We start from the raw sequence: 24,902 nt of genomic DNA on the forward strand, positions 1-24,902 counted from the left end.
CGTTGGCCGGAGGTCGCTGCCTCTTGACCACAAATGCGGCTCACCGGGAATTGGTCGAACCTTTCACAGTTGGTCTGTACCTTGACAGTCAAAGAGGTCTAGTCCAGCCTCTGTTGGCGATGGAGTAGCAAGCGCCATTGGAATTCGTGCACCGATCACGCCCGGGCCTTTGCTCCAGCGCACAATCGATCGCCTTCCGGTCCGGGTGCCGTGCCACGCAGCGCTCTCCAAAGGAGTCGATCATGCGTTGGACCAGGACATTCGTCGCTTTATCAGCGGTAGCTGCCGTGCTTGTGCCCACCATGCCCGCACAGGGCGCGGTGTCGGACACGGCCGACCGGGCGCCGGCCGCCGGCCGTGAGTGGAACCCGGTGACCCACTCTGCGACGCTGATCACCGGAGATCGAGTCATCGTCACCCAACTCCCCGACCGGCGGTACGAGCTCAGGGTGCTCCCGGGTCCGGGCCGCAAGGACATCGGATTCATCAGACACATCAGCAGAGACCAGGACGGCGTTGACCGTATCGTGGTGATTCCCGACGACGCACGGTCACTAGTGTCGTCCGGCGCGCTCGACGGCAACCTATTCGACGTGGCGGAACTGGTGCGCCAGCACCGGGACGACAAGTCCCGCAGCACGTTGCCATTGCTCGTCTCCTCCCAGTCCGACAAAACCCCAGCCAAGGTCGGGATCGCCAAGGTGACCCGCCGACTGCCCAGCCTTGGCGGCTCGTCGGTCGTCGCCGACAAGAACACACTCGGCAAGCTCTGGGCCTCGCTGATCACCCACGACGCCGGAAAGCAAAGCAGGTTCAAGGACGGAGTCACCAGGATCTGGCTCGACGGCGAGGCGCGCCTCACCGACGACCAGAGCAACACCCAGATCGGCGCACCGGCCGCGTGGGAGGCGGGGTACACCGGCAAGGGCGTGACCATCGCTGTCCTCGACGGCGGCTACGACGCCACCCATCCCGACTTCGGCTCCGCCGTCGCCGAGGGTAAGGACTTCACCAACAGCCCGGACGGAGTCAAGGACACCTTCGGGCACGGCACCCACGTCGCCTCCATCATCGCGGGATCAGGAGCCGCGTCCGGCGGCAAGCACAAGGGAGTTGCCCCCGACGCCCGGCTGCTGGTCGGCAAGGTGTGCGGCGCGCAGTCGTGCGACTTCTCGGCCATCCTCGCCGGGATGGAGTGGGCCGCGCAGCGGGCGAAGATAGTCAACATGAGCCTCGGCGGCCGTGCCACCGACGGAACCGACCCGCTCTCCGCCGCAGTGAACCGGCTCTCCGCCCAGTACGGCACCCTCTTCGTCGTCGCCGCGGGCAACAGCGGCAGCGCGTCGGGCACGGTTGCCACCCCGGCCGCCGCCGACGCCGCCCTCGCCGTCGGCAGCGTGTCCAAGACCGATCACGTAAGCGGGTTCTCCTCACGCGGGCCGCGGTTCCGCGACTTCGCGGTCAAGCCCGATATCGCCGCGCCCGGTGAGTCGATCATCGCGGCGCGCGCCGCGGGCACGTCCATGGGCACGCCCGTCGACGACCACTACACCACCGCCAGCGGCACCTCGATGGCCGGCCCGCATGTGGCGGCCAGCGCCGCGATCCTGGCCCAGCAGCACCCCGACTGGTCGGGCAAGACGCTCAAGGCGGCGCTGACCAGCACCGCCAAGCCCGTCACAGGCGCAAGCGTCTTCGACCAGGGCAGCGGCCGGGTCGACCTCGCCCGCGCCGTCCGGCAGACCGTCCGCGCCACCACCACCGCCGTGGACTTCGGGCTGCTGAAGTACCCGCAGACCGATCTCCCGCCCATCACCAAGGCCGTGACGTACACCAACGACGGCGACGCTCCGATCACCCTGTCCCTCCAGGTCACTGGGGCGGGACCGGGCGGAGCCGGGCTGCCTGACGGTGCGTTCGCCGTTGCAGACAACGACGTCACCGTGCCCGCGCACGGCACGGCCACCGTCGACCTGACGGTCACGCCCAAGGCTCTGCTCGCGGGCACCCTCGGCAGCTTCGGCGGGCGCGTCACCGCGACCGGGCCCGACGGCGCCACCGTCACCACGCCGTTCGCCGCGACCACCGAGCCCGAGTCGTACGAGCTGACGGTCAAGGCCCTCGACCGCGCGGGCAATCCGGCCAGCCCGGACCTCGACCACTACTTCAATCTGGTCAACCTCGACAACGGCGACTCCCCCCAGCTGCCGCCGCTGACTAACGGCGCGCTGACCGTACGCCTCCCCAAGGCGACGTACGGCCTGAACGCGCTCGTCGACACGCCGAAGCCAGGGGAGCCGGCGCAGACGGCCAGCAGGACGTGGGCGAGCGTCCCGCAGATCGTCCTCGACCAACCCACGATGATCACCCTGGACGCCCGTGAGGGCGCGAAGATCGAGGTGAAGGCCGACAAGCCGGACGCCATACGCCACGTCGCGGACATCGACCAGATCTACGTGGTCGGTCAGGCCGGCGACGGCATCCCCGTTCATACCAACTACCGCAGCTACCGCGGTGAGGAGCTCTACGCCATCCCGGTGAAGGCCGACCCCGCCAGGTTCGACTTCGGCATCTTCCAGACCCTCCTGCCGTCCCCGGGTAGCCGCGAGAGGTACGCGTACTACGTCGCCCAGCCGTCGTCGGGCGGGATCCCGAACTCGCTCAGCTACCGGGTGCGCGACCATGAGCTAGGGCAGGAGCGCGCGCTGTACCGCGCGCAGGGCATCGACGCCCTCGGCACCCGCTCCTCCACTCCGGCCTACCTGCCGAACCAGTTCGTCGTGAATGCGGCCTTCGACGACATCCCCCTGCCGTCGAGGCGTACGGAGTTCTACTCGGCGAGGGAGGACATCCGGTGGAGCCACTACCTGTGGCAGCGCCCGACCGACGTACCGGAGATCAGCGACTTCGACGGGCACGTCGAGGCCGGGTACTACGGCTACAAGCCGGGTGAGCGGCGTACGCACACCTGGAACTCCGCGGTGATCGGCTCCGACATCTCCATGCACCCGTGGAACCGGGTGGTCAGGCTCGGCGACAACCTGCTCGCCCAGGTCTGGCCGTACTCGCCGGGCGATCCCGGCCACTCCGCCGCCTCCGCGCTCAGCGCGCAGTACATCACCGCGCAGACCACGCTCGCCAAGAAGGACGGCACGGTGATCGGCACCGCGCCGAAGCCGTGGGGCTTTTGGGCAGTGCCAGCGGAGAAGGGCCGGTACACCCTGGAGGTGAAGTCGAACCGCAGCCCCAAGTGGGCGTCCCTGGCGCCTGAGACCACCACCACGTGGTCGTTCCTCTCCGAGAACGTGGCCGAGGCGACGTACCAGCCGCTGCTCACGCTCAGCATGACCGGACCGTTTGACACCTACAACCGGGTACCCGACCAGCCCTGGTTCCCCCTGAAGATCACCGTCGGCGCGCAGGCGGAGTCCACGGGGACCGGCCAGGTGGAGAAGGTCACGGTCGAGCAGTCCGCCGACGATGGCAAGACCTGGCAGCGCGCCAAGGTGAAGCACATCGACGGCGACACCTGGGGCGCGCTGCTCGCCAGGCCATCGGACGGAGCGCAGTTCGACTCCCTGCGCGTCAAGGCGGAGGCAGCCAATGGCGACTCGATAGAGCAGACCACGATCCGCGCCTACGGCCTGAAAGGCTAGGAGATATTTAACGGTCCGGGTTACGCGGGGGCGTGACGGCTGTCGTGGGTCGCGCTATGCCGGGAGGACGAGGTATCCCGATGGCGGCGGCTTGACGGCTGAGGAACGGGCTCGGCGTGAGCAAGTCCGGCTCGCGGCCGCCGATCTGATCGAGGCCGGGGCCAGTGACCGGGAAGTGGCCCGGCGGTTCAGGGTGACCCGGATGTCGGCGAACCGCTGGCGGCGGGCCTTGGCCTCAGGAGGTCGGCAGGCCCTGGCCTCCAAGGGCCCCGGCGGTGCTCGCTGCAGGCTTGACTCAGGCCGACTTCGCGTACTGCAGACGGTGTTGGATGCCGGCCCGGCCGCCTCCGGCTGGCCTGACCAGTGCTGGACACTGGCGCGGATCGCCGAGGTCGTGCGCCGCCGGTTCGGTGTCGAGTACACCCTGGCGGGGCTGGACCTGCTGCTGCACCGCATCGGCTGGAGCGTGCAGGTCCCCTCCCGTAAGGCCACCGAGCGCAACGAGGCGGAGATCGCCGCCTGGAGGGACGAGCAGTGGCCCGTCATAAAAAGAGGGCGGCGGACTTGGGCGCCTGGCTCTGCTTCGAGGACGAAGCCGGCCAGGGCCTGAGGCCGCCCAAGGGCCGCACCTGGGGCCGACGGGGTCACACCCCGGTGGTGCGGGTCACCGCTGCGGGCACCAAACGTGTCTCCATGGCGGCGCTGATCTGCGCCGAAGCCGGCCACCGGCCACGGCTGATCTACCGCATCCACCTCGACCGCGGCCCCTCCAAAGGCCGCCGCAAGGGCTTCACCGAGACCGACTATGCCCGCCTGCTCGATGCCGCCCACCAGCAGCTCGGCGGCCCCATCGTTCTGGTCTGGGACCACTTGAACACGCACGTCAGCCGCACCATGTGCGAGCTGATCGCCGCCCGATTATGGCTGACCGTCTACCAGCTGCCGCCGTACGCTCCCGAGCTCAACCCCGTCGAGGGCGTGTGGTCACACCTGAAGAGGTCGCTGGCCAACCTCACAAAACACAGCCTCGACCAGCTCACCACGCTGGTGAAGACGCGGCTGAAACGCATGCAGTACCGGCCCCGCATCAACGACGGCCTCATCGCCAAGACCGGGCTCGACTTCCAACCGCCGTAACCTCAGCCGTTAAAGATATCTAGGCGCAGGCCGACGGCGATGCCTATGGCGGTGGGCGCATACGTGGTGAAGCCGTGCAGGTCGAGCTTGAGGCAGGCCAGCACGATGAACGCGGTCAGCAGCAGCACGGCCACGTATCCGTTGCGCTCGCCGTATTTGGCCGTGCGGATGGGAGAGCGTTCCCGCAGGCGTTTGACCAGGAGGTAGGCCGCCGTCACGACGCCGGCGGAGGTGGCGGCGCTGATGGCGATGGCCGGGGCGACGTCCTCGTGCAGGGTCAGCGCGAGGACGGTCGAGAAGGACACGGTCGCGGCCAGCGAGGAGAGCAGGACCTGCGCGAACGTCGGCATGATCAGCCCGCCGAGGCAGCGACTGACGGTCATCGCCACCACCGAGCTGGGGGTGGCGAGGAACACCGCGGCGATCGCCGCCGTACTCGTACTGCCCGCGTCCGACCAGGCCACCAGGGCCGCGAAAGCGATCGGCAGGGGGAGGTAGCGCAGGGCGACGGACCGGAGCGTGCCGCGGTCGGTGACGAACGTGCGCGCGTTCTCCAGCTCGATGCGGCACATGGTGATGACGCTGGCCAGCACCAGGAGCATCAGCAGCACGTACCCACTGGCAGCCGGTCCGGTTCTGGTACCGCAGCGCATTGTGGGTGAGCGCAAGCCGTACAGGACCGACCTGACCGATGCCGAGTGGACGGTGATCGAGCCGTTGACCGCCGCGTGGAAGGCGCCAGCATCCGTCGGTCAGCGGCCATCAGGGGCGTTACGAGTTGCGCGAGATCCTCCACTTCCCCGAACCCTCCGTCGTCGGCGCCGGCCCCGAGCGCGGGTCGGCCATGCGGCTGCTGCGGCAGCGGTGTGAGACCGGGATGGTCGCCCGAGACCTGGACACGAACGAGCGTGCCGTGCGACAGCTGCGCTACGAGCTGGAGGTCATCGGCCGGTTGGGCTTTGAGGGGTACTTCTTCTTGGCCGCATCCAGGCCCGTCGTCGACCTCGGCACCCCGGCCGCCGCGCGCTCCGACTGCGAATCGAGCACCACCAGGCACCACACCAGCCCACCACGGCCAACCCCGCCGACGAGCCAAAACCCACCAACCCCACATGTTCTGGCTAACCCATAACGATGTAAGACTCGCTTATTGCCCTCTAAGTTCCCGCGGCCCGTACATCGCGCTGCCAGCTTCGGTAGCAAGGGCCCAGTAGCGGTCACCGTAGGACCAGTGCCACCACTCGGTCGGGTAGTTCACCAGGCCCGCGGCGGACAGCGCGTCACCGAGCACCCGCCGGTTGGCCCGCGCTGCGCAGTCGACGTTATCGGCGTCCGTGTAACAGGCGCCGTCACTCTCTTCCGGGCTGGCATTCACCCGAGTTCCCATGTGGAGTTCCCGTCCGTCGGCGGAGATGAGCGTGAGGTCAACCGCGGCGCCGGCGCTGTGAGGCGCGATCTCCGGTGGCGATACGTACCGGCTCGCGGCCTTGCGAACCTGCGTCGGCGACCAGCTTGGGTTTCCGGCCCGCAGTTCGTCGGCATAGCACTCGAAGTAGTAGCGCTGCAGCGAGGGCGGCCGGTACCCCTCGACGAACAGGAGACGGATGCCATCCGGGAGCAGCTGCTGAGCCTTAAGAAGACGAGCCAGGACCCCTCCTCGCAGATACGCGAACGCCCCTGCATCGTCGACCTTGCGAGAGTACGCAGGGCCGACGTCGTGCAGGTCTTTCCCAACCCTGCGGCCCTGGACCGGCTCGCAGCCGCGGTCCTGGCCGAACTCCACGACGAGTGGCAGGTATTCGACCGTCGCTACCTCTCCGAAGGCTCCATGGCCGAACTGTTCACCGCCGGCCCCACCGAGGACGACCGGCAGCTTCCCCCGCCCGAACCGAACCAGCTCGGCCAGTGACTACAGGGGCCCGAGCAGGAACGGACCAGGAAACCGGTGTTGCTGTCAGAAGTTTTGACAGGTGGTGATCCGGGCCGCGTTACCAGGATGGATGCGATTCCGTCGCACCGCCTCTGCCCGAAGTGTGACGCACAGCCGGGCTCGCCGTGCCGCTCGCGCTCTGGGGCGGTCGCCTCCGCCTACCACACCGGCCGCTTCACCAAGGTGCCCCGGCTCGCCAAGCTTCTGCGGGTGCCCACCCCGGCCGACCGTGGGCCCGGACAGCCGTCGGGCAAGCACGGCGGCCGGCCGCCGGTCATCACCGACGACATGCTCCACACCGTGCTCCGCCGCCGCGCGCTCGGCGAGTCCGTCGAGCAGATCCGGCCCGACCTGATCATCCCCACCGGCAAACGCAAGGGACAGAACCCGTCCGTGGCCAGCGTCTACCGGGCCCTGGCCGAGCACACCAAGCGCGAGGGGTATCCCGAAGCCGTCGAGCAGGCGCACACCGACTCTCGGACCGAGTCCCCTGAAGGCCCGGTTCGTGAGGACCTGGCTCCGTTGCCGTGCGGGCCGCGGTGGGTATCGAGCAGTCTGCCGGAGCAACAGTCAGTAGGCGTGGGTCGGGAACTGCCCGTGGCGGGACGGCAGTCGGGCGGCGGCCGTGTGTGGGGCGCCGGGATGGGGTCGGTTCCTCCGTCCTCATCCCGGCGGAGCCCGTGCCGCTACTTCTGTTCGGCGGGCCGGAGGTCCAGGACCACGGTGCCGGAGCTGAAGTTCGTGGTGCTGGCGAGCGTCCACGAGGTGCCGGGGGTGCCATCGGGGAAGAGGCGCTTGCCCTTGCCGACGATGACGGGGTGGATCCAGAGCTTGAGCTCGTCGACGAGCCCGAGTTCGATCAGAGCGTTCGTCAGGTCACCGCTGGCGTAGATCAGGATGTCGCCCGTGCACTGGTCCTTGATCTTGGCGATCTCGGTGGCCAGGTCGCCGCGGACCACGGTGGCGTTCCACTCCGCCTGCTGGAGGGTGGTGGAGACGACGTACTTGGGGAGGGTGTTCATCCGAACGGCGAACTCGCCCTCGGAGTCTTCCATCTGCGGCCAGGCGGCGGCCATGCCCTCGTAGGTGACCCGGCCCAGCAGTAGGGCCTCGGCGGCGAACAGCTGGCCGTGTGCGTACTTGGCGTGGTCGCTGTTGAAGTACGGGCCCGTCCAGGCCGGGTTCTCCATGACGCCGTCGAGCGACAGGTAGGTCAGGGCGACGATCTTGCCCACAGAATTCTCCTTGGTTCGAGACAGAACTGAGCAAAGTGATGCGGCGCCTCGGCTGCGCAATCGTGCCGCGTGCGCCGTCCCGATCAGACTGCTCGGCAAGATCCGCTCGAACAACGCCCGATACTGGAACCCACGTTTAGCCGGGCTCAACACCGGATCCACAACCGAGGGGGCCTTGTGCTCGAACGCCTGGAGCTCGAAGCGTTTCTCACCCTGGCCGAGGAGCTGCACTTCGGACGCACCGCTGAGCGCCTGCACGTCACCACCGGCCGGATCAGCCAGACCATCAAGAAGCTGGAGCGGCACATCGGCGCGCCGCTGTTCGAGCGCACCAACCGCAGCGTCCGCCTGACCCCGCTCGGCCACCGACTGCACGAGGACCTCCGACCGGGCTACGAGCAGATCCAGGCCGGCCTCGACTACGCGATCGACAGTGTCCGGCAGACCCGCAGCGCACTGCGCGTCGGCTTCGTCGGCGCCGCCGCGGGACAGGTAGCCCATCAAGCCCGTGACCTGTTTCCCGAACGCGAGCCGGACTGCCCCGTCCACGTCCGGGAGGCACAGATCATCGACGCCGTCGCCCGGCTGCGCGAAGGCGACGTGGACGTCCTCGTCCTGAGCCTGCCGCTCCCCGGACCCGACCTGGTCATCGGCCCGGTACTGATCTCCGAACCCCGGATGCTGGCCGTCCCCGCCGGCCATCCGCTGGCCCGCCGCAAGAGCGTGACCATGGAAGACCTCGCCGACATCCCGCTCCTGCGGCTGGCCGGCGCACTGCCCGGTGACTGGCCATCAGACCGCTGGCCCGAGCGCACGCCCCGTGACCGGGCAATTCCCGGCGGCCCGTCGTTCGAGACCTTCCAGGAGGTCCTGCAACTCATCGGCGCGGGACGTGGCGGATACATCGTCGGCGCACAGGTGGTCCGCTTCTACACCCGCCCCGACGTCGCGTTCATCCCGTTCTGCGACGCCCCGCCGATCGACTGGGCCCCCGTCTGGCTGAAGTCCAACAACACCCCGCGCATCCGCGCCTTCGCCCGCACTGCCCAAGAGGTCGCCAACCGCATCTACCTGGCCGCCACCCACCAATGACCTCTGACCAGGTCTATAGGCCCATACCTGCATCCCTATGAGCGAACGCCACCGAGGTGACGGGGGCGCATGCGAACTCGTCCAGGCGCAGCAGGTCGACCTTGGTGCAGCGGGCGAGGGCGGCGGTGAGGTTCTTGTGCGCCTCGGCCCGCGTGTCCCGGCTTCCCTCGTACCGCAGAGCCGGTTGTCGGCCCGAGACCGACGAATGAACACGATGATCCCTCCGGATCCTCTCGAACAGCCACTCGTGCGACACTGCGGCGAGCGGTGCCGGCTGTCCGACCGCTTCCGAATGGTGCTGGACGCGCTGGCCTTCGTGAAGTCCCTCAAGGGCCGTCGCCGCCCCATCCAGGCGTGGGAGGTCCCGGCAAAGTTCCTCACCTCCGCCTGGCGACGCCTGGTCTTCCCGCCCCCGCCGATGCCCGTGGCCAGCGTCGAGAAGCGCGCCCTGATCGTCGCCTCCACCGAGGCCCTGCGCACCGCCCTGCACCGGCACGAGGTGGTACCTGGAGGGCCTGCGCAAGTGGGGCAACCCCAACACCCGGCTGCTGAACGACACCGCGTGGGAGGCGGCCCGCTCCCGCGTCTGCGAGGAACTCGACCTCGACGTGAAGCCGGACAAGATCCTGGCGGGCTGGACCGACCGTCTCGATTCGGCCCACCAGGAGTTCGCCGACGGCCTGGCCGCCAACCCCGCCGTGCGGATCGAGCAGCAGGGCGGCCGCGACCGCATCATCCTCACCGGCCTGGACCGCCTGGACGAACCCGCCTCCCTGCGCGAACTCCACAAGGAAGTCGAGGGCCGCCTGCCCGCCGTCGACCTGCCCGAGATGGTGCTGGAGGTCGACTCGTGGGTGCCCTACCTCGGCGACTTCACCCACGTCTCGGAAGCCAACTCCCGGATGGACGACCTGGAACTGTCCGTGGCCGCGGTCCTCACGGCGGAGGCCACGAACGTCGGGGTCGAGCCGATCGTCCACGACGGCGTCGACGCACCGCGAGCTCCAGCCCGGCCGCCCCGGTCACCCGTGGACCGGGTGGACCTTCTCGGCCGGGTGGGGCGCACGGCAGGAGCTCCAGGTCCAGCTGGTGGAACCGGTCATCGTCGCGGAAGCCGCCGTCGACGTGTCCTTGGATGCGTCGGGGCGGTGGAGGCACCCGGTCCGGCTCATGCGCGTGCGCACCGATCTCGCGCCGTCCGAGATCCCCCTGTTCGGGGAGGAACGCTGATAGGAGTCCCCGCGTGAATGCCCTGGCACAGGCGCTGACGTTGATGCCAGAGCGCATGAATGTCCGGCTGGCCGAAGGGTGAAGGATGTGGACCTGCAGGTCCGCTACGGCCTCTGTGCCAGGGCAGCTGCGTTGCCCAGCGTTCCCCAAGGTAGGGCGGCCCCGGACAATCGGCACGATGGTCCTACCGCGCGGCGGCGCCGGGCAGCCCGTGCGACTGGCGGTGTGGTCCGCCTGCCGTACCTGGCGCGCAGGGAGACGAGCAGTGTCAGCGTGGAGTTCACACGCGCCTTCACTGGGTGCGCCCGCTGGGCAGACGGGACGGAGTGGGCGGTCATGGCAGGCGCGATCTGGACAGGTGTGATCACGTGCGGGGCGCAGCGTACAGCTCAGCAAGCTCCTCGCCGTCGGCGATCGCGTAGAGGTGTTCGACGCGAGCCTTCTTGGCTGCGTAGTCCGGGTCGCGGGAGGTCTTCCACGTGGAGACGCCTTCCTCGCGGAGGACAGGAGTCCGGGACCGCCGTCCCGTCGCACGGCGACCGCGGCGGCCACCGGCACGTCGAAACCGATCCGGTACTGCGATGCCCGCCACTTCCGCCTGCCGGCTTCCGGTTGTGATCAGCCGTCGGCCGTGTGTTCTTGGCTGCGCTGGTTTGCGCGGTCGACCTCGACCATGTGTTCCTCGGCCCACGTACGAAGCATGGCCAGCGGTTCTTCCAGTGTCAGGCCGAGTGGGGTGAGCCGGTAGTACACGCGCGGTGGCACTGACGCTTCCACCCGACGGCTGACCAGGCCGTCACGGGTCAGCCCTTGAAGGGTGACCGACAGCATCTTCTGCGAGACGCCGGTCATCCTGCGCTGCAGTTCCGCAAAGCGCACCTCCTCCGGGGACGCCTCCGCCAGCACTTTGATGGCCATGGACGTCCACTTCGTGCCGATCCGGTCGAGCAGACGGCGGGTCGGACACTGCGGATCGAATAGATCTCCACGATTCCCGTGAGGCGGGCGCCGCGTCGAGGAGGTCACCTGGAGCTCACCACCTGTGGCAGAAGTGCGGTCTTGGCTCTCTCACTTTAGTTACCTATCGTTTTGTTGTCACTATTCGTAACCACCGTGGGAGATCCCCGTGCCTGTCGCACCGCGCCGCATACCCGGCCATCGCCCGTCGGGCGTCGAACTCCGGCGGGTCACGGCCAACGGCGTCGACCTCAATGTGGCTCTTGCCGGCGAGGGGCCGGCCGTCCTGCTGCTGCACGGCTTCCCGCACACCTGGGAACTGTGGACCGATGTCCTGGACGGGCTCGTCGGGCAATACCGAGTGATCGCACCGGACCTGCGAGGAACAGGCGCGAGCACGCACGCAATGGACGGCTACGACGCCGGCACGCTCGCGACCGACGCCGAAGCCCTCCTCGACGCTCTCGGGGAGAGTTCGGCGGCCGTGGTCGGCATCGACGCCGGCACCCCACCGGCCTTTCTACTTGCCATGCGCCGCCCCGACCTCGTCCGGCAACTCGTGGTCATGGAGTCGCTTCTGGGCAGATTGCCGGGCGCCGAGGGATTCCTCGCCCACGGAGCACCGTGGTGGTTCGGCTTCCACGCGGTGCCCGGCCTCGCGGAAACCGTACTCACCGGCCACGAAGCCCAGTACATCGACTGGTTCCTCAGTGCGGGCTCTCTCGGGGAGGGTGTAGATCCCGCTGTCCGAGACGCCTTCGTCCGCGCGTACACCGGGACCGAGGCCCTGCGCTGCGCCTTCTCGTACTACCGCGCACTGCCCGCAAGCGCCGAGCAGATCCGGGAAGCCGCCGGTACGGGCCGGTTGACTGTACCCACCATGGCCATCGGTGCCCGCCCTGTGGGCAGAGCCCTCGAACAGCAACTTCGGCCGGTCACCGATCATCTCGTCGGCCACATCATCGAAGACTGCGGCCACATCATCCCGCTGCACCGCCCCGAGAGGCTGCTCAGCCTTCTGGAACCGTTCCTCGCCTCGGCGGGGCCAACCGTCGATCCTCGCGCGGGCCACTTGTGAATCCTCGAAGCGCGCGGGCCTGTGGCGGCTTGCCGGCAGCGGGACCAAGTGCCGCTCTTCGTCGCGCCAACGTCTGCCCAGGTCAGCATCTGTCCGACGACTAACTTCGTTGAGAACGGACACTCGGCCCGGCCGGGCTCCTGGATTTAAGGAGACGTAGAACTCCTCGTCTCCGCCCGTCTGCGCGAACACATCACTGGGGCGTGGCCCACCGGGCGGCGCGTAGGGGACGCTCAGCAGTCCGACCGCGCGGAAGACGATCCGGCCTGACGAAGGCGGAGACCGCGGCGATGGTCGAGGATCGTGCCCGACGATCACTGCGGTCTGTTCACCGAGCGCGTGCGCCACGGCGACGTGGTCCTCGACGAGGTCGAGCATCCGGTACGCGGCCGCGTCGTGGAAGAGCGCCCGTAGCCGCGAAGGTCGATGGCGACCGCGCGGTACCGGCCGCGGCAGTATCGACAGTTGGTGGCGCCAGGAGTACCAGGACTCGAGGAAGCCGTGGACCGGCAGGACCAGTGGTCCGGTGCCCTGCTCCACCAGGTGCATCCGTCCTCAGGTGAGGAAACCAGACGGTGCGTGTAGAGACCACGGTATTAGTGATTGTTTGACCGGCTGTCCGGTCTTGTCGTTGTGCCAGATCGCCGCCGTGAGCGCGAGGATCCGGCACCAGACCCGGGCCGCCACCCCTGCCGGGCTTTTGCCGCCGTGTCGTTCCAGGTCAAGCTGCCCTTTGAAGGTCTGATTGATCGACTCGATGACCTGTCGCAGCGGCTTCAACAGGTGCGCCTCGCCCGCTCGGCCTCCCCCTTGCGGGCCGGCCGCAGCAACTCCAGGTGACGCTCGGCAAGGTTGCACTCGAACTCGCGGCCGTAGTAGTTCTTGTCCCCGATGATCGTCTGCCCGGGGTGGGCGGCTTCGACGTCGGGCGCGGCATCAAGCATGTCGCGCAGCGTTTCGCGTTCGTCCGCCTTGGCCCCGGTGAGCGCGAAGAGGACCGGCAGTCCGCCGAGCGGGCACACCAGGTGCAGCCGCAGCCCCTAGAAGTACCGTGAGTGCGACGCGCAGTAGCCGTACTGGGCCCAGCCCGTGCCGCATCAGGCAACGTTTGCCCTGTCGACGAGGGGGTGGCCCTCATGCTTCCAGCGTCGGCCGCCGCGACTCCCCGCGCATCCGGGAAGGGCCGCGGCAGACATCCAGCTGCCACAGCAATCCGGCCGTGCTGACCTCCGGCAGGACTGCGGCCGGCGATCACGGTGCGGAGCAGTGATCGGCCAGGCCGCGCAGTCCCACTGTGAAGATGTCGGTCCGGAAGGCTTTCGTCAGTTCGTCGGTGTCGGCGCGGTCGCAGTCGAAGATCACCGACCAGCCGACGAACGTCTCATCGGTGGAGGTGAGAGGCAAAAACCGCATGATGGCTCGGTAGGACTGCACTGGGTACGGAGAGCTGACGATGCCATAGGTCAGAGACCGTGCGTGGTCGTTCAGTGCCACGAGGGATTCCACTACGGTCCCCCCGTCGGCCATGGACAGAGTGCGGACGCAACCGACGCAGTCGGGGGCTTCTGCGTCCGCCAGGACGCAGCGTGCGACGGCCGGCTGCCAGATGGCCAGGCCACCGAAGTCACGGACGACGCGCCACACTGTGGTGACCCGGGCCGGGATGACGGCGCTGGCGAATGCTTCGGGCATGAAAAGACTCCGGTTCTGAGAGGGAGGGGCGTTACGGCGGCCGGGCGGATTGGTTCTGTGCGTCGCAACCCTGATCAGGGTTCTGCCGCGGGCTCCGGGGCGGTGACGTGCGCGACGAGTGCATCGAGGCGGCCGGTCTGCCGGGCCACGGAGGCCACGCTCGCGTCGGCGGCCGCCAGGAGGAGTGCGGTGTTCGCGCCGGCACCGCTGCCGTCGCCGTTCTCCGGGGGCCGTGACACCCAGCGGCCGGCGGACGGCCGCCGGGGCCGCTGCCTCGACCTGCCCGAGAGAGGACGGCAGGGGGCGCCGGTGTGCGGTCGGCAGCGCGGTGACTGGCCGTAGCGCCGACGCTACGAGCGCGGCCGCAGGCGTGGGAGGGTGTGCTGCGGCTACAGCTGGAGTACTAGTAGGGCTTGGTCAGGTCGGTATCGCCGTGGGTATGTCGCGGTGACAGGTGGGGCAGGCGCCGGTCCAGACCGCGAGGAGTAACTGCATCTCGCGGACGACCTGGTAGAGGCTCAGGCCGGCGCCGTCTCTTTTGGGGTCCGGGCCAGTCGCTGGAGCGTGCAGAAGGCGTGGGCGGCGGAGACGAGCGTGACATGGTGGTGCCAGCCGTTCCAGGTGCGGCCCTCGAAGTGGGCCAGGCCCAGGGCCTGTTTCATCTCGCGGTAGTCGTGCTCGATGCGCCAGCGGAGCTTGGCCAGCCGCACCAGCGTGGTGAGCGGAGTGTCCTCGGGCAGGTTGGAGAGCCAGAACTGCACCGGCTCCGGCTCGGTGGCGGGCCATTCGGCCAACAGCCAGCATTCGGGCAGTTCCGGGCCGTCGACGGCTTTGCGGATCTCGCGTCCGGCGGGCCGGATCCGCAGCGCCACGAACCGCGAGTACATGCGCTTGAACCCGCTGCGGCCGCTGCCCGGGCGGGAGCCCTCCCGCCACTGCACCGGCCGGGCCTCCCGTTTCCCCGCAGCGATGACCAGCTCCTTCACACTCCTGGGCGCCTCGGGATAAGCCGGCTGGGGCGGACGTCCGCGGCCGCTGTGGGGCGGGGTGTGCGGCCTGGCGTCGTGCGGGTGGGCCGTGACGGTGGTCGAGCTGCCCACCACGTAGTGCAGCCCGCGTTCTTCCAGGCCCAGCCGGAAGGCTGCGGTGTCCCCGTAGCCGCCGTCGGCCACGGCCAGGGGGACATCGATGCCCCAGGACCTACTCTCGTCGATCATGTCCAGGGCCAGTTGCCACTTCTCGACATGGCCCACGTCCGCCGGGATGCCGCACCGCTCGCGGCGGGCCGCCTTGCCCGGGTCGGCCTGCGGCGAGGCGGGATCCCAGCTCTTGGGCAGGAACAAGCGCCAGTCGATCGCCGTCGAGGCGGTGTCCGAGGCCAGATGCAAGGACACACCCGCCTGGCAGTTGGTGACCTTGCCGGCGGTGCCGGTGTATTGCCGCGACACACACGCCGACGCGTCGCCGTCCTTGATAAAGCCCGTGTCATCGATGATCAACGCGGTCGGTTCGATGGCCGTGGTCATCTTCCACGCGAGGCGGGCCCGCACATGCGCCGGATCCCACGGGCTGGTGGTGATGAAGCGGGCCAGGGCCTGCCGGTTGCCGTCCTCACCCAGCCGGGCGGCCATCGGCTCCACCGATTTGCGCTGCCCGTCCAGCAGCAGACCCCGCAGATACACCCCGCCCCACCGACGCTGATCCGCCCGCGCGAACGGCTCGAACACATCCGCCGCGAAGTCCTCCAGACGGCACCGGACTTCATCCAACTCCTCAGGCGTCATACCCGGTCAACGACACCGCTCCTCAAACGGACACGCCACCGATGAACGCACCTGACCAGGCCCTACTAGGGTCCAGGTCGTCGCATGAAAGAAGCACTCTCCAGGTGAAGAAGCGTATCGGGTCCTACCCGCGTGTTCGTACCGAAGGCGGTGGTCGCGGGGTGGTCTCCTAGGCTGGCGGTGTGCTTGGGGTAGGGCACTCTCTCTCATTGTCTCCCCTTTACGATGTCTGTTCGCGTCGGGTGAGCCTTGGGTGCCACCTGTGCGCGGTCAAGCCGGCGGGGGACAGGAGGGCATCAGGCGCATGAGCGGGGTTACCTTCGACCTTCAGCGTGCGGCATCCGGCAGGGGCTCCCGCGGGGAGGTCCACGCGTTGGTGGGGTACATCGACGGGCTCGGGCGGATCGAGTTGGCCTTTCCCACGGAGCACAGTGACTATCCGGCGGAGTACTGCGAGGTCGCGGTCAGCGGGGACAGTTTTCCGCTCACCACCTACCTCGGGCTGCGCTATCTGCGGCGTCCGCTGCTGGCCAGGGGCGAGCTGCGGGTGGAGTGGGATCCCGCCGAGCTCTCCCGGCACGCCTGGTGGCCCGGGCGGAAGGGGCGGGCCCTGCGGATTCACGTCAAGGGGCGGTCGTACACGTACGCCCAGCGGGGCGGCAAGTGCGGTCACGAGCTCGTCCGGCCCGGTGCCGCGGTGCACATGCGGCGTTCGAGCTGGCGGAACCCGCACACCATCTCCGGGACCTGCCTCGACCAGGCCGACGCCCTCGACATCGGCATCGCCGTCGTACTCGAGGGCGTGTACACGCGCAATCTGACGACGGGCGGGGCGCTCGTGTCGCTGCCCGGGCGGTTCGTCAATCGGTTCAACGATCTCTGATCACACTTGATCTCGGGGGGACAGAAGAGAGATGCCTTCCATAGATGCGGCCCGGCGCCGACTGCGGTTGGCCGACGCCCACCTCGGCGTGCTGGGTATTCTCGTGCACGACGGGCAGATTCCGGAGGAACTCGCCGCGGCGAGGGGTGAGTTGCGCGAGGCAGCGATTCTCGACGCCGACGACAAGATATCGGCCGACCCCTACCCGCTCGTCGCCACGCTGATGGAGCCGAAGGTCATCGTCCGGGTCGAGATGACGGGCCCGCAGGGCGCCACGCAAAGCGGCCCCGTCATCGGCGACGACTTCATCTTCACCCATGAGAACTGGCCGGGAGACGCCGAGTCCGAGTACGTCCCCACAGAGCCCGAGACGCTCGTGTGGGCACTGACCAGGATGGTGGACCCGCACCGAGACTTCACCGACGAGGCCGACGGGGCCAAACGCCTGGGCAAGAAGCTCGGCGGCCTTTTCGGCTAGGGAGCTGATCAGCCGTGCGCGCGTTCTCCTTCGAACTCCAGCGGTTCACCAACACCGTGACCTCGAGGAACCAGCACCACCTGACCTTCTGGCGCGGCGACGTCGGTCGGCTGGGGCCGGTGGAGCTCGTCGTGCCCGCCCTGGAGGCGGTGCCCGTCACCGACCGCACCTCCCGCATGGGCGCGATGGTGACCGGTGAGAACATCCCGGTGTCCGTCTTCACGGGGCTGCCCTACGGCGGGCGGCCCCGGCTGGCCCGGGGACGGCTGAGCGTCGCCGGGCAGGACGCCGCGTTCTCCCGCAGGGCGCTGCGGGCCAGCCGGAGCGGGCGCGCGCTGAGGATCTGGGCCGTGGGGCGGCAGTACCGGTACGAAGAGGTCAGCAACCGGCGCCATCACGTGCTGGTGCGTCCCGAGTCGCGGATCGTCATGGACCGCTCCAGCGCGAACAACCCGCAGCGCATCTCGGGTGCCGCGCACGGTGCCGCGGACTCGGTCGACATCAGCCTCGCCATCCTGTTCGAGGGCGTGTACACCCGCAATCTGTCGCTGCGCGGTGCGCTGATCTCGGCACCGGGGAGGGTGATGGACCGGCTCGGGGATTAACCTCGCCGTCTCGCTCGGGTGTGGCGGCTTTCGAGGCAAAAATGCGAAAGTACCTTCCTGACCTGGGACGATGAACCTTGCTGAGGGGTTCTGTCGGTCCAGGTGGAGGGCACTTTCTACGTGCAGGCTATCGGGTTGCGTCCAAAGGTTCAGGTCAGTGCCGATGGTTCGGGGCTGGTTGGGCATGCTGGGGCACGGTTGCTGGCGGATCTCGCTGATGCCACCGGGCTGACCGCCGCGTACTCCGCCGCTCTCAGACCGCTTCGACCGCGCGGGACCGGACATGATCCGGGCCGGGTCGCCTCCGATCTCGCGGTGATGCTCGCCGACGGCGGTGAGGCGATCGCGGATCTGGCGGTGCTGCGGGACCAGGGCGAGGTGTTCGGCCCGGTCGCCTCCACGCCCACGGCTTGGCGGTTGCTCGCCGACACCGACGAGGCTGCACTCGCTTCGCTGCGAGCGGCCCGCGCTTCAGCCCGGGAAGTCGCCTGGATGCAGGCCGCCGAGACCGGCGAGGGCATACCTGCTGCCCGGGCCGGCGGACGAGAACTTCCCGGCCTGGTTCTGGATCTCGACGCCACGCTGGTCGCCTGCCACTCCGAGAAGGAGCAGGCCGCCCCGACCTGTAAGGGCGGCTTCGGCTTCCATCCGCTGCTGTGTTTCCTCGCGAACACCGGCGAGGCCGTGTCGGGGCGGCTTCGGCCCGGGAACTCCGGAGCCAACACTGCCGCCGATCACATCGCGGTGCTCGACCAGGCGCTCGCGCGGATCCCCGACGCCCACCGGCACGGCACCGACATCCTGGTCCGCGGCCGACAGCGCCGGATCCGCGAAAGCCTTCCACGCCCACGTCCGCGACGTGCGGAAACAAGGAATCCGCACCTTCTCCTCGGTCGGATACGCCATCACCGAGCCGGTCCGCCGCGCCATTCGGGCCATGCCCGACCGCCTCTGGCATCCGCCCTGGACCAGGACGGGACACTGCGTGGTGGCGCCCAGGTCGCCGAGCTGACCGGCATGGTCGATCTGGACGGCTACCCGAACGCCACCCGCATCATCGTGCGCCGGGAGCGGCCGCACCCCGGCGCCCAGCTGTCCCTGTTCGATCAGGACGAGGGCCTGCGCCATCAGGTGTTCCTCACCGACACCCCGTACTCCGGTGGCGGTGCGGCCCAGTTCCTGGAGGTCCGTCACCGCGGGCATGCATGCGTCGAGGACCACATCCGGTGCGGCAAGACCACCGGATTCGGTCGCTTCCCCTCCCGCGGCTTCGCCGTCAACACCGTCTGGCTCGAACTCAGCCTCACGGCGATCGACCTGCTCGCCTGGACCCGCGTCCTCCTCCTGGACGGAGAACTGGCCACCGCCGAGCCGAAGAAGCTCCGCTACCGGCTGCTGCACGTCGCCGCCCGCCTCACCCGCGGCGGCCGCCGCCTGCGCTTGCGGATATCGGCGACCTGGCCCTGGAGAAACGAACTGGCCACGGCCTTCCACCGCCTCGCCGCACTGCCCCGACCCGCAGGCTGACCGGCAACCACCCTGACCGCCCACGACCCGAAGGACCCGGAGAACGCGACCACCGCGCCGGGACTCCGCCATTTTCCGAACACCGAAATCGCGTCGGTCACCCGACAATTGCCCCTCAGCGACACCTCATCGTCCCAACCGAAACGGCGGGGTTAGTACTGCAACGGTGCTTGCCGTGACTGATGGCCAGGTCGGTCGTTGGTGTGGTTATGGGTGGGGACCTTGCTGATGTCGGGTGGTGGGCGTGTCAACTGGATGCTGTGCATGAGCGGTTCGTGCACCGTTTCAGCAGGCCGGAGCCCCGGGAGTCCGCACTGGCTTATATGCGGGGCCTGATCGCTCCGCTGCAGCGGAAGAACGGCTGGACGCTGGCGGAGGAAGCCGGCCACGCAGGCCCGGACCGCATCCACCGGATGCTGAACCGGATCGAGTGGGACGCCGACGAGGTCCTGGATGACGTGCGTGACTATGTCGTCGAGCACCTCGGCGACCCGAACGCCGTCCTGATCGTGGACGACACGGGCTTCTTGAAGAAGGGGACGCGGTCGGCCGGGGTGCAGCGGCAGTACTCCGGCACCGCCGGGGCCTGGAATAACTGTCAGGGTTGATCTTCCGGATGGTCCTCGTCAGGCAAGCGAAAATGAAGCTGTTCGAGGGTCCGGGCGGGCGACCCAGGCAGCGGTGTGACGGCGATGCGATGCAGGTCCAGGAGCCGGTGCCCGTCTTGGAAGTGGTTGGAGAGGTTGGTGCGTGTAACGCCCAGCAGCTGGGCCAGAGGGTGCTGGTGATCGCCCTGTCGTAAGATCAGCGCGTAATTGCCGTTGACGTTGAACAGTGCACCGTAGCCGTAGTCACCGCTGGGGGCTCCCGCGGCGGTGGTCTGGAACCACTTTCCCTGGTTGTCCGAGGCGTACGGTTGCATCCAGGCCGAAGCGCTGGAAGGCACCGTCCATGAGGACGTCTCCCGGTTGACGGTGATCATCCCGCTGGAAGGCAGCACGTACCGGTACGCAGCACCTTCGTCCGAGACCCGGACCACCAGGTCCATACGGGCCCTTCCCGTACCGGTGAACGACAGGGTGGTCTCATTGAAAGTGTCCTGGACGTCGCGCCGCTTGCCGGTGGTCATCGTGTAGGACTCGGTGACCGTGCGGTCGCTGCGGCCGGTGAAGGACAGGTCGCCGCTGAAGTCACCCGCACTGGTGACGATGCCGATAGAGGACGGGGACAGCACGCTGGCGCCGCGGTCTTGTACCCCGAACCGCAGCGACCCGCTGTCCAGTGTCACCTGGGCACTGATCGGAGAGGTGCTGGACGGCCCGTTCACGGTCCAGCCAGTGGCGGCCGCGGTTGAGGCCGACGCCCAGGCGACCGGGGCCACAAGCGTGAAGGCCGGGACCGCCAGTATGACGGAGGCGATTGATGTCAGGCGATATCTGAGGGTGCTGAGTGGCACGGTGATTCCTCCTTGCTACTCCGCTGGGGAGCCCGCCGCGCGGCAGGGGTGGCCACGCAGCGGGCCGGGCCGGGACAAGGTCAGCTGTAGACCTCGAACTCGTAGATCCGGGCGGCGCCGCTGCCTGCCTGCTCGGCGGTCAGGACGTCGAGCTTGAGGTAGCGGGTGGTGACGTTCACCGTGTGTGTCGTGACGCTGGCGGTGTTGCCGCGCGCCCGGACCAGGGTGGTCCAGGTGTGGCCGTCTTCGGAGGCCTGGATGTCGTAGTCACGGGTGTTCCACGCGGTCGTCTCCCCGCCGGCGCCGGCGTGCTTGAGGGTGATGGTCCTGATGGGCGTGGGGCCGCTCAGGTCCACCTGCCACCACTTGGTACTGCCGGACGAACACCATTTGTCACCGGTTCCGCCCGAGACGCTGCCGTTGACCGCCTTGGCCGCGGTTTCGTTGGAACTGCACGCGGAGTCGGCGGTCGCCGGCTTGTTCAGGGCCACATCGTTCGACGTGGAACCGGTGTCGAACGACGGCGGGGCGTCGGTGGCCGAGCTGCCCCACGAGGTGTTCGGAGTGCCGCCCAGGGTCATGTCGACGGTGCCACCGTCCCGTACCAGTGACTCCGGCAGCCACGGCCGGGTCGAGGTGGCGCCGTTGACCCGCATGCTCTGGATGTACGGGGCGTTGGTGCCGGCCCCGGTGGCGTTGATCGTGAAGGTGGCCCCGTTGCCGCGGTGCACCACCACCTGGCTGAACAGCGGGCTGGCCAGCAGCAGATCCGCCCGGCCCGGGGCGAGCGGGTACACGCCCATGGCCGCGAAGACGTACCACGACGACATCGCCCCGAGGTCGTCCTGCCCGGGGATCCCGCCCGGTTCATTGGACCACAAGGTGTTGACGACCTGCCGCACGGTCTGCTGCGTCTTGTACGGCTGGCCGGCGAAGTCGTACAGCCACGGAGTGCCGATCGACGGCTCGTTGCTCAAGTCGGAGTGGGCGCCGCCTGCGTCGGACAGTGCCCAGCTGCCGTCGGAGGCGTGGAAGAAGCTGTCCAGCCGGCGCGCGGCCGAGGCCGGGCCGCCCATCTTGGCGAACAAGCCCTTGACGTTGAACGGGACCATCCAGGTGTACTGCGCGGCGCTGCCCTCGGCGAAGCCGTCGTCGCCGGCCGGGTCGAACGACTGCCACGCTCCGGACGAGTCGCGCTGCTGGATGTATCCGGTTCCGGGATTGAACACGTTCTTCCAGTTCTGCGCCCGCGACAGGAACTGACTGCTCGTGCCCGTGTCACCCAGCCGCTGCGCCAGCTGGGCGATGCCGAAGTCGGCGGAGACGTCCTCAAGGGTCTCGCCGGCACCGCCCCAGGCGTGTCCGTCGGACGGCACATAGCCGGTCGACAGATACTGGTCCAGGGACGGCCGCTCACCGACCACCATGACGTTCCAGCCGTCGCTGCTGCGGTCCGCGTCGGTCACGGTGGTGGCGGCGTGCACCATAGACGCCAGCGCTCCGTTCGCGTCGAACGAGGTTCCCCCGAAGGCGTAGATACTGGCCACCGCTGCGTGCCCAGGGTCACCGGTCATCACGTGGGTGCCGCCCTGGTTGTGGGTCCAGCGGTCCCACACCCCGTCGTTCTGACCGGCCTGGTTGTACAGCGACTGGGCTATGTCCGCGCCGACATCGGGCCGCAGCAGTGTCACCAGCTGCACCTGGTCCCGGTAGACGTCCCAGCCGGAGAAGTTTGCGTACTGCGCCTTCTGCGCGCCGGACACGGTGTGCACCTTCTGGTCCATCCCCATGTACTGGCCGTTGGTGTCGCTGAACACGTTGGGGTGGAGCAGGGAGTGGTAGAGCGCGGTGTAGAAGGTCGTCTGCTGTGCGGTGGTACCGCCGGTGATCTCGACGCGGCCCAGCTCCTTCTTCCAGGCGTCGTGGGCTTGCCGGCGCACTGTGTCGAAGGAGGTGCCGACGGGATTCTCCACGTTGAGGTTGGCCTTGGCGTTGGCGAGGCTGACGTAGGAGATGCCGACGCGCATGGTGACCGTCCGGTCCTGGCTGGTGTCGAACGTCACATAACCGCCCGAGCCCTTGCCGGGCGGCGGCCAGCCGTCGGTGCCGTACGTGGTCCCACCGCCGGCGCTGGTGCCGCCGGGATTGAGTGTGCCGTCCCGCCAGGTGCCGGTGCTGGTGAACTGCTGGTCGAACGCGGCGTAGTAGTACAGCGTGTAGTAGCTGCGGCGACCGATGTCGTTGATGTAGCCGCAGAAGTTTCCGCTGGTGACCGACCCGCTGATCACACGATTGGCGGTGTCGACGGTGGTCTGGGCGGCGCTGCTGCCGGCTTCTGAGTTCGACGTGCGGAACAGCAGCGAGGCGGTGCTGCCCGACGGGTAGGTGAAGCGGGCGGCACCCGTGTGGGTCGTCGCGGACAGTTCGACGTTGACACCGGAGGCCAGGCCCACGCGGTAATAGCCGGCGCCGCCGGTCTCGTCGGCGTGGGAGAAGTCGCCGGCGTACGTGGAGTCGTCCCTGTCCGCGGTGGGCGAGGAGGACACCGATCCCGCATACGGCAGGATCGGCACGTCGCCGGAACCGCCCGCGCAGCCGGTACCCGACATGTGGGTGAGACTGAAGCCCCGTACCCGTGTCACGTCGTAGTCGTAGCCGCCCGGCTGCGGGGCACGGGTCTGGTCGCCCCGGGTGTTCTCCGGGCTCCACTGCACCATCCCGAACGGGGTGTCCGCGCCGGGAAACGTTTCGCCGCTGTTGCTGGAACCCACGAGGGTGTCGACGGCAGCCGCCGGATCGCTGACTGCCGCACTGGCCGCCGGAGGGGCGACGAACTGCACGAGTCCGGCGACCGCGAGCGCGACGCCGAACGTGAACGGGGTCATCAAGACCCGTCTGAGGGGATGACGTCTGGACAAGGGGAACTCCTTCGTGGTCGGCCGGAACAGGCGGGCAGACGTGAGCTGCTGCTGACAACGTTGTCTTCTCGGCTGGGCGCGACAGGAAACAGGCAGGTTGGGACAGCGGCAACCCATCGGCGGATCTCACCGCCACGCGTCGGCGTCGCACCGCGCCGCCGGGTGGGCGATGCCGTCGTGCAAGCCACGGCCGCCTCCCGTAGTTGGGGTGGCACTCGCAGGAACCGCCCCCGAAGGCGGTGTTGCCGATCTGCATCGGATGCCAGTGGCGGGGTGGAAGCCGGCCAGGAAGGCGCCTTGGCTGGAGCCGCCCGACTGCGCGCAGTCGCCGCCGCCGGCTCCGTGACCGGTGGCCAAGGTGTCCGGTCCGGCGCACCGGTTGAGCTGTGCGCCGTTGCCCTCGTCGGAGGGGCCTCCACGGCCGATGGAATGCGCCCAGTGGTCGGGTGTCCGGTCGAAACCGATGCGTTACCGCCGAAGGCGTCGACCAGCTGACGGCCGTTTACCGTGCCCGCGGTGGCGAAGGCCGCGTCCCACGCGGTACCGGGGTCGCCGGTGCGCTGCGATGCACGGTGCAGTGACGTCGCGGTGAAGGTGAGGGGGCTGTTGCCGTGGTCGTGACCAGGACGGGGAACCCAGTGCCGGCAGACCGTGCCGTCGGTGTCGACGACGCAGTGGCCGGCGGTGGCGACCTCCGGCTTGTTGGTTCCGCTGACGGTGTCACCGGAACGGCGTATGCGCCGTCGGGCGTGGGCTTGCGGAGGGAAATCTCGCCGGCCGTGGTGGAGACCGGCCCCCCGCCTGCCCGGCGCTGCGGGGAGAACGTGGCCCGGCGAGCGGCGGACGCCATCCGCACCGCAGAACCCTGCGGGCCGGCAGCCGGCGGGGCGGACCACGGGGTGGGGGCCTGCCTTGCGGCGTTGGTGCCTTGCAGGTGCGTGGCCGGGCGGGCGGCCGGCGCGTCGAGGTCGGTCACCGAGGCCGGCCGTCCCGGCGTCCGGAAGTTCGGAGCAGCGGCCTGCGCAACGGTGACCTGGGCCGTCAAGGCGACCGGCCCGGGCTGCCGTGCGTCGCGCGGCTGCACGGTCGTCTGGGTGGTCCTCTGCCGCCAGCCACGTGCCTACGAGACCGACGGCAACCAGCGGACCGACGAGGCGCGTTGATCGCATTCGTTCCTCCTGCGAAGGTCGGTGTTGACAACGTTGTCCCGCTGTGGGCCGACTGGACCTGTTGAGCCCTGGTGG

The 24,902-nt window shown here is 68.8% G+C and carries 19 protein-coding genes and 7 pseudogenes; 14 read left to right on the top strand and 12 right to left on the bottom strand.

Annotation, left to right across the window (positions count from 1 at the left end):
• The first annotated feature begins 302 nt into the window (after nucleotides 1-302).
• From ACIBBH_RS31455 to ACIBBH_RS31470, 4 genes and pseudogenes are all read left to right on the top strand, one after another.
• Nucleotides 303-3,656, top strand: a complete 3,354-nt coding sequence (locus ACIBBH_RS31455; RefSeq protein WP_399410438.1) for a S8 family serine peptidase — start codon at nucleotides 303-305, stop codon at nucleotides 3,654-3,656.
• A 91-nt stretch (nucleotides 3,657-3,747) separates the two neighbouring features.
• Nucleotides 3,748-3,900, top strand: a pseudogene (locus ACIBBH_RS31460) (helix-turn-helix domain-containing protein); the annotation flags it as partial.
• Between the two features lie 78 nt (nucleotides 3,901-3,978).
• Nucleotides 3,979-4,266, top strand: a complete 288-nt coding sequence (locus tag ACIBBH_RS31465; RefSeq protein WP_399410597.1) for a winged helix-turn-helix domain-containing protein — start codon at nucleotides 3,979-3,981, stop codon at nucleotides 4,264-4,266.
• Nucleotides 4,263-4,793: a transposase gene (locus ACIBBH_RS31470; protein ID WP_399410599.1), complete on the top strand. Its 531-nt coding sequence runs from the start codon at nucleotides 4,263-4,265 to the stop codon at nucleotides 4,791-4,793. Before ACIBBH_RS31465 ends, ACIBBH_RS31470 begins: the two co-directional genes overlap by 4 nt.
• 2 nt (nucleotides 4,794-4,795) lie before the next feature.
• Here ACIBBH_RS31470 and ACIBBH_RS31475 read toward each other — a convergent pair whose 3' ends face one another.
• Nucleotides 4,796-5,404: a hypothetical protein gene (locus ACIBBH_RS31475; RefSeq protein ID WP_399410440.1), complete on the bottom strand. Its 609-nt coding sequence runs from the start codon at nucleotides 5,402-5,404 to the stop codon at nucleotides 4,796-4,798.
• A 536-nt stretch (nucleotides 5,405-5,940) separates the two neighbouring features.
• Nucleotides 5,941-6,516, bottom strand: a complete 576-nt coding sequence (locus ACIBBH_RS31480) for a M15 family metallopeptidase (RefSeq protein WP_399410601.1) — start codon at nucleotides 6,514-6,516, stop codon at nucleotides 5,941-5,943.
• Between ACIBBH_RS31480 and ACIBBH_RS31485 the strand changes: the two are divergent.
• Nucleotides 6,496-6,702: pseudogene (locus ACIBBH_RS31485) on the top strand (transposase); the annotation flags it as partial. The gene ACIBBH_RS31480 and the pseudogene ACIBBH_RS31485 overlap by 21 nt on opposite strands.
• A gap of 707 nt (nucleotides 6,703-7,409) precedes the next feature.
• Here ACIBBH_RS31485 and ACIBBH_RS31490 read toward each other — a convergent pair.
• Complete coding sequence (locus tag ACIBBH_RS31490; protein WP_399410442.1) at nucleotides 7,410-7,958, bottom strand: dihydrofolate reductase family protein; 549 nt, start codon at nucleotides 7,956-7,958, stop codon at nucleotides 7,410-7,412.
• Between the two features lie 177 nt (nucleotides 7,959-8,135).
• Between ACIBBH_RS31490 and ACIBBH_RS31495 the strand changes: the two genes are divergently transcribed.
• Complete coding sequence (locus ACIBBH_RS31495) at nucleotides 8,136-9,050, top strand: LysR family transcriptional regulator (protein ID WP_399410444.1); 915 nt, start codon at nucleotides 8,136-8,138, stop codon at nucleotides 9,048-9,050.
• Between the two features lie 608 nt (nucleotides 9,051-9,658).
• Nucleotides 9,659-10,297: a Tn3 family transposase gene (locus ACIBBH_RS31500; protein ID WP_399410446.1), complete on the top strand. Its 639-nt coding sequence runs from the start codon at nucleotides 9,659-9,661 to the stop codon at nucleotides 10,295-10,297.
• Between the two features lie 371 nt (nucleotides 10,298-10,668).
• Here ACIBBH_RS31500 and ACIBBH_RS31505 read toward each other — a convergent pair.
• Both ACIBBH_RS31505 and ACIBBH_RS31510 read right to left on the bottom strand, forming a co-directional pair.
• Nucleotides 10,669-10,785: pseudogene (locus ACIBBH_RS31505) on the bottom strand (IS630 family transposase); the annotation flags it as partial.
• 113 nt (nucleotides 10,786-10,898) lie between these two features.
• Nucleotides 10,899-11,306, bottom strand: a complete 408-nt coding sequence (locus ACIBBH_RS31510) for a winged helix-turn-helix transcriptional regulator (protein WP_399410448.1) — start codon at nucleotides 11,304-11,306, stop codon at nucleotides 10,899-10,901.
• A gap of 100 nt (nucleotides 11,307-11,406) precedes the next feature.
• Here ACIBBH_RS31510 and ACIBBH_RS31515 point away from each other — a divergent pair, with 100 nt between their 5' ends.
• Complete coding sequence (locus ACIBBH_RS31515; protein ID WP_399410450.1) at nucleotides 11,407-12,315, top strand: alpha/beta fold hydrolase; 909 nt, start codon at nucleotides 11,407-11,409, stop codon at nucleotides 12,313-12,315.
• A 122-nt stretch (nucleotides 12,316-12,437) separates the two neighbouring features.
• Here ACIBBH_RS31515 and ACIBBH_RS31520 read toward each other — a convergent pair.
• The 5 genes and pseudogenes from ACIBBH_RS31520 to ACIBBH_RS31540 form a co-directional block, all read right to left on the bottom strand.
• Nucleotides 12,438-12,887 (bottom strand): annotated as a pseudogene (locus tag ACIBBH_RS31520) (alpha/beta fold hydrolase); the annotation flags it as partial.
• Between the two features lie 25 nt (nucleotides 12,888-12,912).
• Nucleotides 12,913-13,403: pseudogene (locus ACIBBH_RS31525) on the bottom strand (transposase); the annotation flags it as partial.
• A 163-nt stretch (nucleotides 13,404-13,566) separates the two neighbouring features.
• Nucleotides 13,567-14,007: an SRPBCC family protein gene (locus ACIBBH_RS31530; RefSeq protein ID WP_399410452.1), complete on the bottom strand. Its 441-nt coding sequence runs from the start codon at nucleotides 14,005-14,007 to the stop codon at nucleotides 13,567-13,569.
• A gap of 74 nt (nucleotides 14,008-14,081) precedes the next feature.
• Entirely contained in the window at nucleotides 14,082-14,246 is a 165-nt protein-coding gene (locus tag ACIBBH_RS31535) for a hypothetical protein (protein ID WP_399410454.1), read from the bottom strand.
• Nucleotides 14,247-14,525: 279 nt separating this feature from the next.
• The gene (locus tag ACIBBH_RS31540; protein ID WP_399410456.1) at nucleotides 14,526-15,791 is read right to left on the bottom strand and encodes an IS701 family transposase; all 1,266 of its coding nucleotides are present in this window, start codon (nucleotides 15,789-15,791) and stop codon (nucleotides 14,526-14,528) included.
• A gap of 304 nt (nucleotides 15,792-16,095) precedes the next feature.
• On the opposite strand from ACIBBH_RS31540, the gene ACIBBH_RS31545 reads away from it, so the two are divergent.
• The 5 genes and pseudogenes from ACIBBH_RS31545 to ACIBBH_RS31565 form a co-directional block, all read left to right on the top strand.
• A complete protein-coding gene (locus tag ACIBBH_RS31545) occupies nucleotides 16,096-16,674 on the top strand; it encodes a hypothetical protein (RefSeq protein WP_399410458.1) in 579 nt (192 codons plus the stop codon).
• Nucleotides 16,675-16,705: 31 nt separating this feature from the next.
• Entirely contained in the window at nucleotides 16,706-17,152 is a 447-nt protein-coding gene (locus ACIBBH_RS31550; protein WP_399410460.1) for a hypothetical protein, read from the top strand.
• A 14-nt stretch (nucleotides 17,153-17,166) separates the two neighbouring features.
• Nucleotides 17,167-17,757, top strand: a complete 591-nt coding sequence (locus ACIBBH_RS31555; RefSeq protein ID WP_399410462.1) for a hypothetical protein — start codon at nucleotides 17,167-17,169, stop codon at nucleotides 17,755-17,757.
• A 120-nt stretch (nucleotides 17,758-17,877) separates the two neighbouring features.
• Nucleotides 17,878-19,284, top strand: a pseudogene (locus ACIBBH_RS31560) (IS1380 family transposase).
• Between the two features lie 209 nt (nucleotides 19,285-19,493).
• A pseudogene (locus ACIBBH_RS31565) lies at nucleotides 19,494-19,886 on the top strand (transposase); the annotation flags it as partial.
• Here the strand turns inward: ACIBBH_RS31565 and ACIBBH_RS31570 are convergent.
• On the bottom strand, nucleotides 19,883-20,740 hold the full coding sequence (locus ACIBBH_RS31570) for a glycoside hydrolase family 97 N-terminal domain-containing protein (protein WP_399410464.1): 858 nt from the start codon (nucleotides 20,738-20,740) through the stop codon (nucleotides 19,883-19,885). The pseudogene ACIBBH_RS31565 and the gene ACIBBH_RS31570 sit on opposite strands and share 4 nt — an antisense overlap.
• 80 nt (nucleotides 20,741-20,820) lie before the next feature.
• Complete coding sequence (locus ACIBBH_RS31575; RefSeq protein ID WP_399410465.1) at nucleotides 20,821-23,625, bottom strand: GH92 family glycosyl hydrolase; 2,805 nt, start codon at nucleotides 23,623-23,625, stop codon at nucleotides 20,821-20,823.
• Nucleotides 23,626-24,596: 971 nt separating this feature from the next.
• Here ACIBBH_RS31575 and ACIBBH_RS31580 point away from each other — a divergent pair.
• Nucleotides 24,597-24,821 carry a hypothetical protein gene (locus ACIBBH_RS31580; protein WP_399410467.1) on the top strand — a complete coding sequence of 75 codons (225 nt, stop codon included), beginning with the start codon at nucleotides 24,597-24,599 and terminating at the stop codon, nucleotides 24,819-24,821.
• The last annotated feature ends 81 nt before the right edge of the window (nucleotides 24,822-24,902 follow it).

It is taken from the genome of Streptomyces sp. NPDC051636 (assembly GCF_044453765.1).
Taxonomy (GTDB): domain Bacteria; phylum Actinomycetota; class Actinomycetes; order Streptomycetales; family Streptomycetaceae; genus Streptomyces.

Bases quoted from the DNA above. Each gene is read 5' to 3' on its own strand.
- ACIBBH_RS31455 (WP_399410438.1), top strand. From the start codon at position 303: ATGCCCGCACAGGGCGCGGTGTCGGACACGGCCGACCGGGCGCCGGCC.
- ACIBBH_RS31530 (WP_399410452.1), bottom strand. From the start codon at position 14,007: ATGCCCGAAGCATTCGCCAGCGCCGTCATCCCGGCCCGGGTCACCACA.
- ACIBBH_RS31540 (WP_399410456.1), bottom strand. From the start codon at position 15,791: ATGACGCCTGAGGAGTTGGATGAAGTCCGGTGCCGTCTGGAGGACTTC.
- ACIBBH_RS31545 (WP_399410458.1), top strand. From the start codon at position 16,096: ATGAGCGGGGTTACCTTCGACCTTCAGCGTGCGGCATCCGGCAGGGGC.
- ACIBBH_RS31550 (WP_399410460.1), top strand. From the start codon at position 16,706: ATGCCTTCCATAGATGCGGCCCGGCGCCGACTGCGGTTGGCCGACGCC.
- ACIBBH_RS31575 (WP_399410465.1), bottom strand. From the start codon at position 23,625: ATGACCCCGTTCACGTTCGGCGTCGCGCTCGCGGTCGCCGGACTCGTG.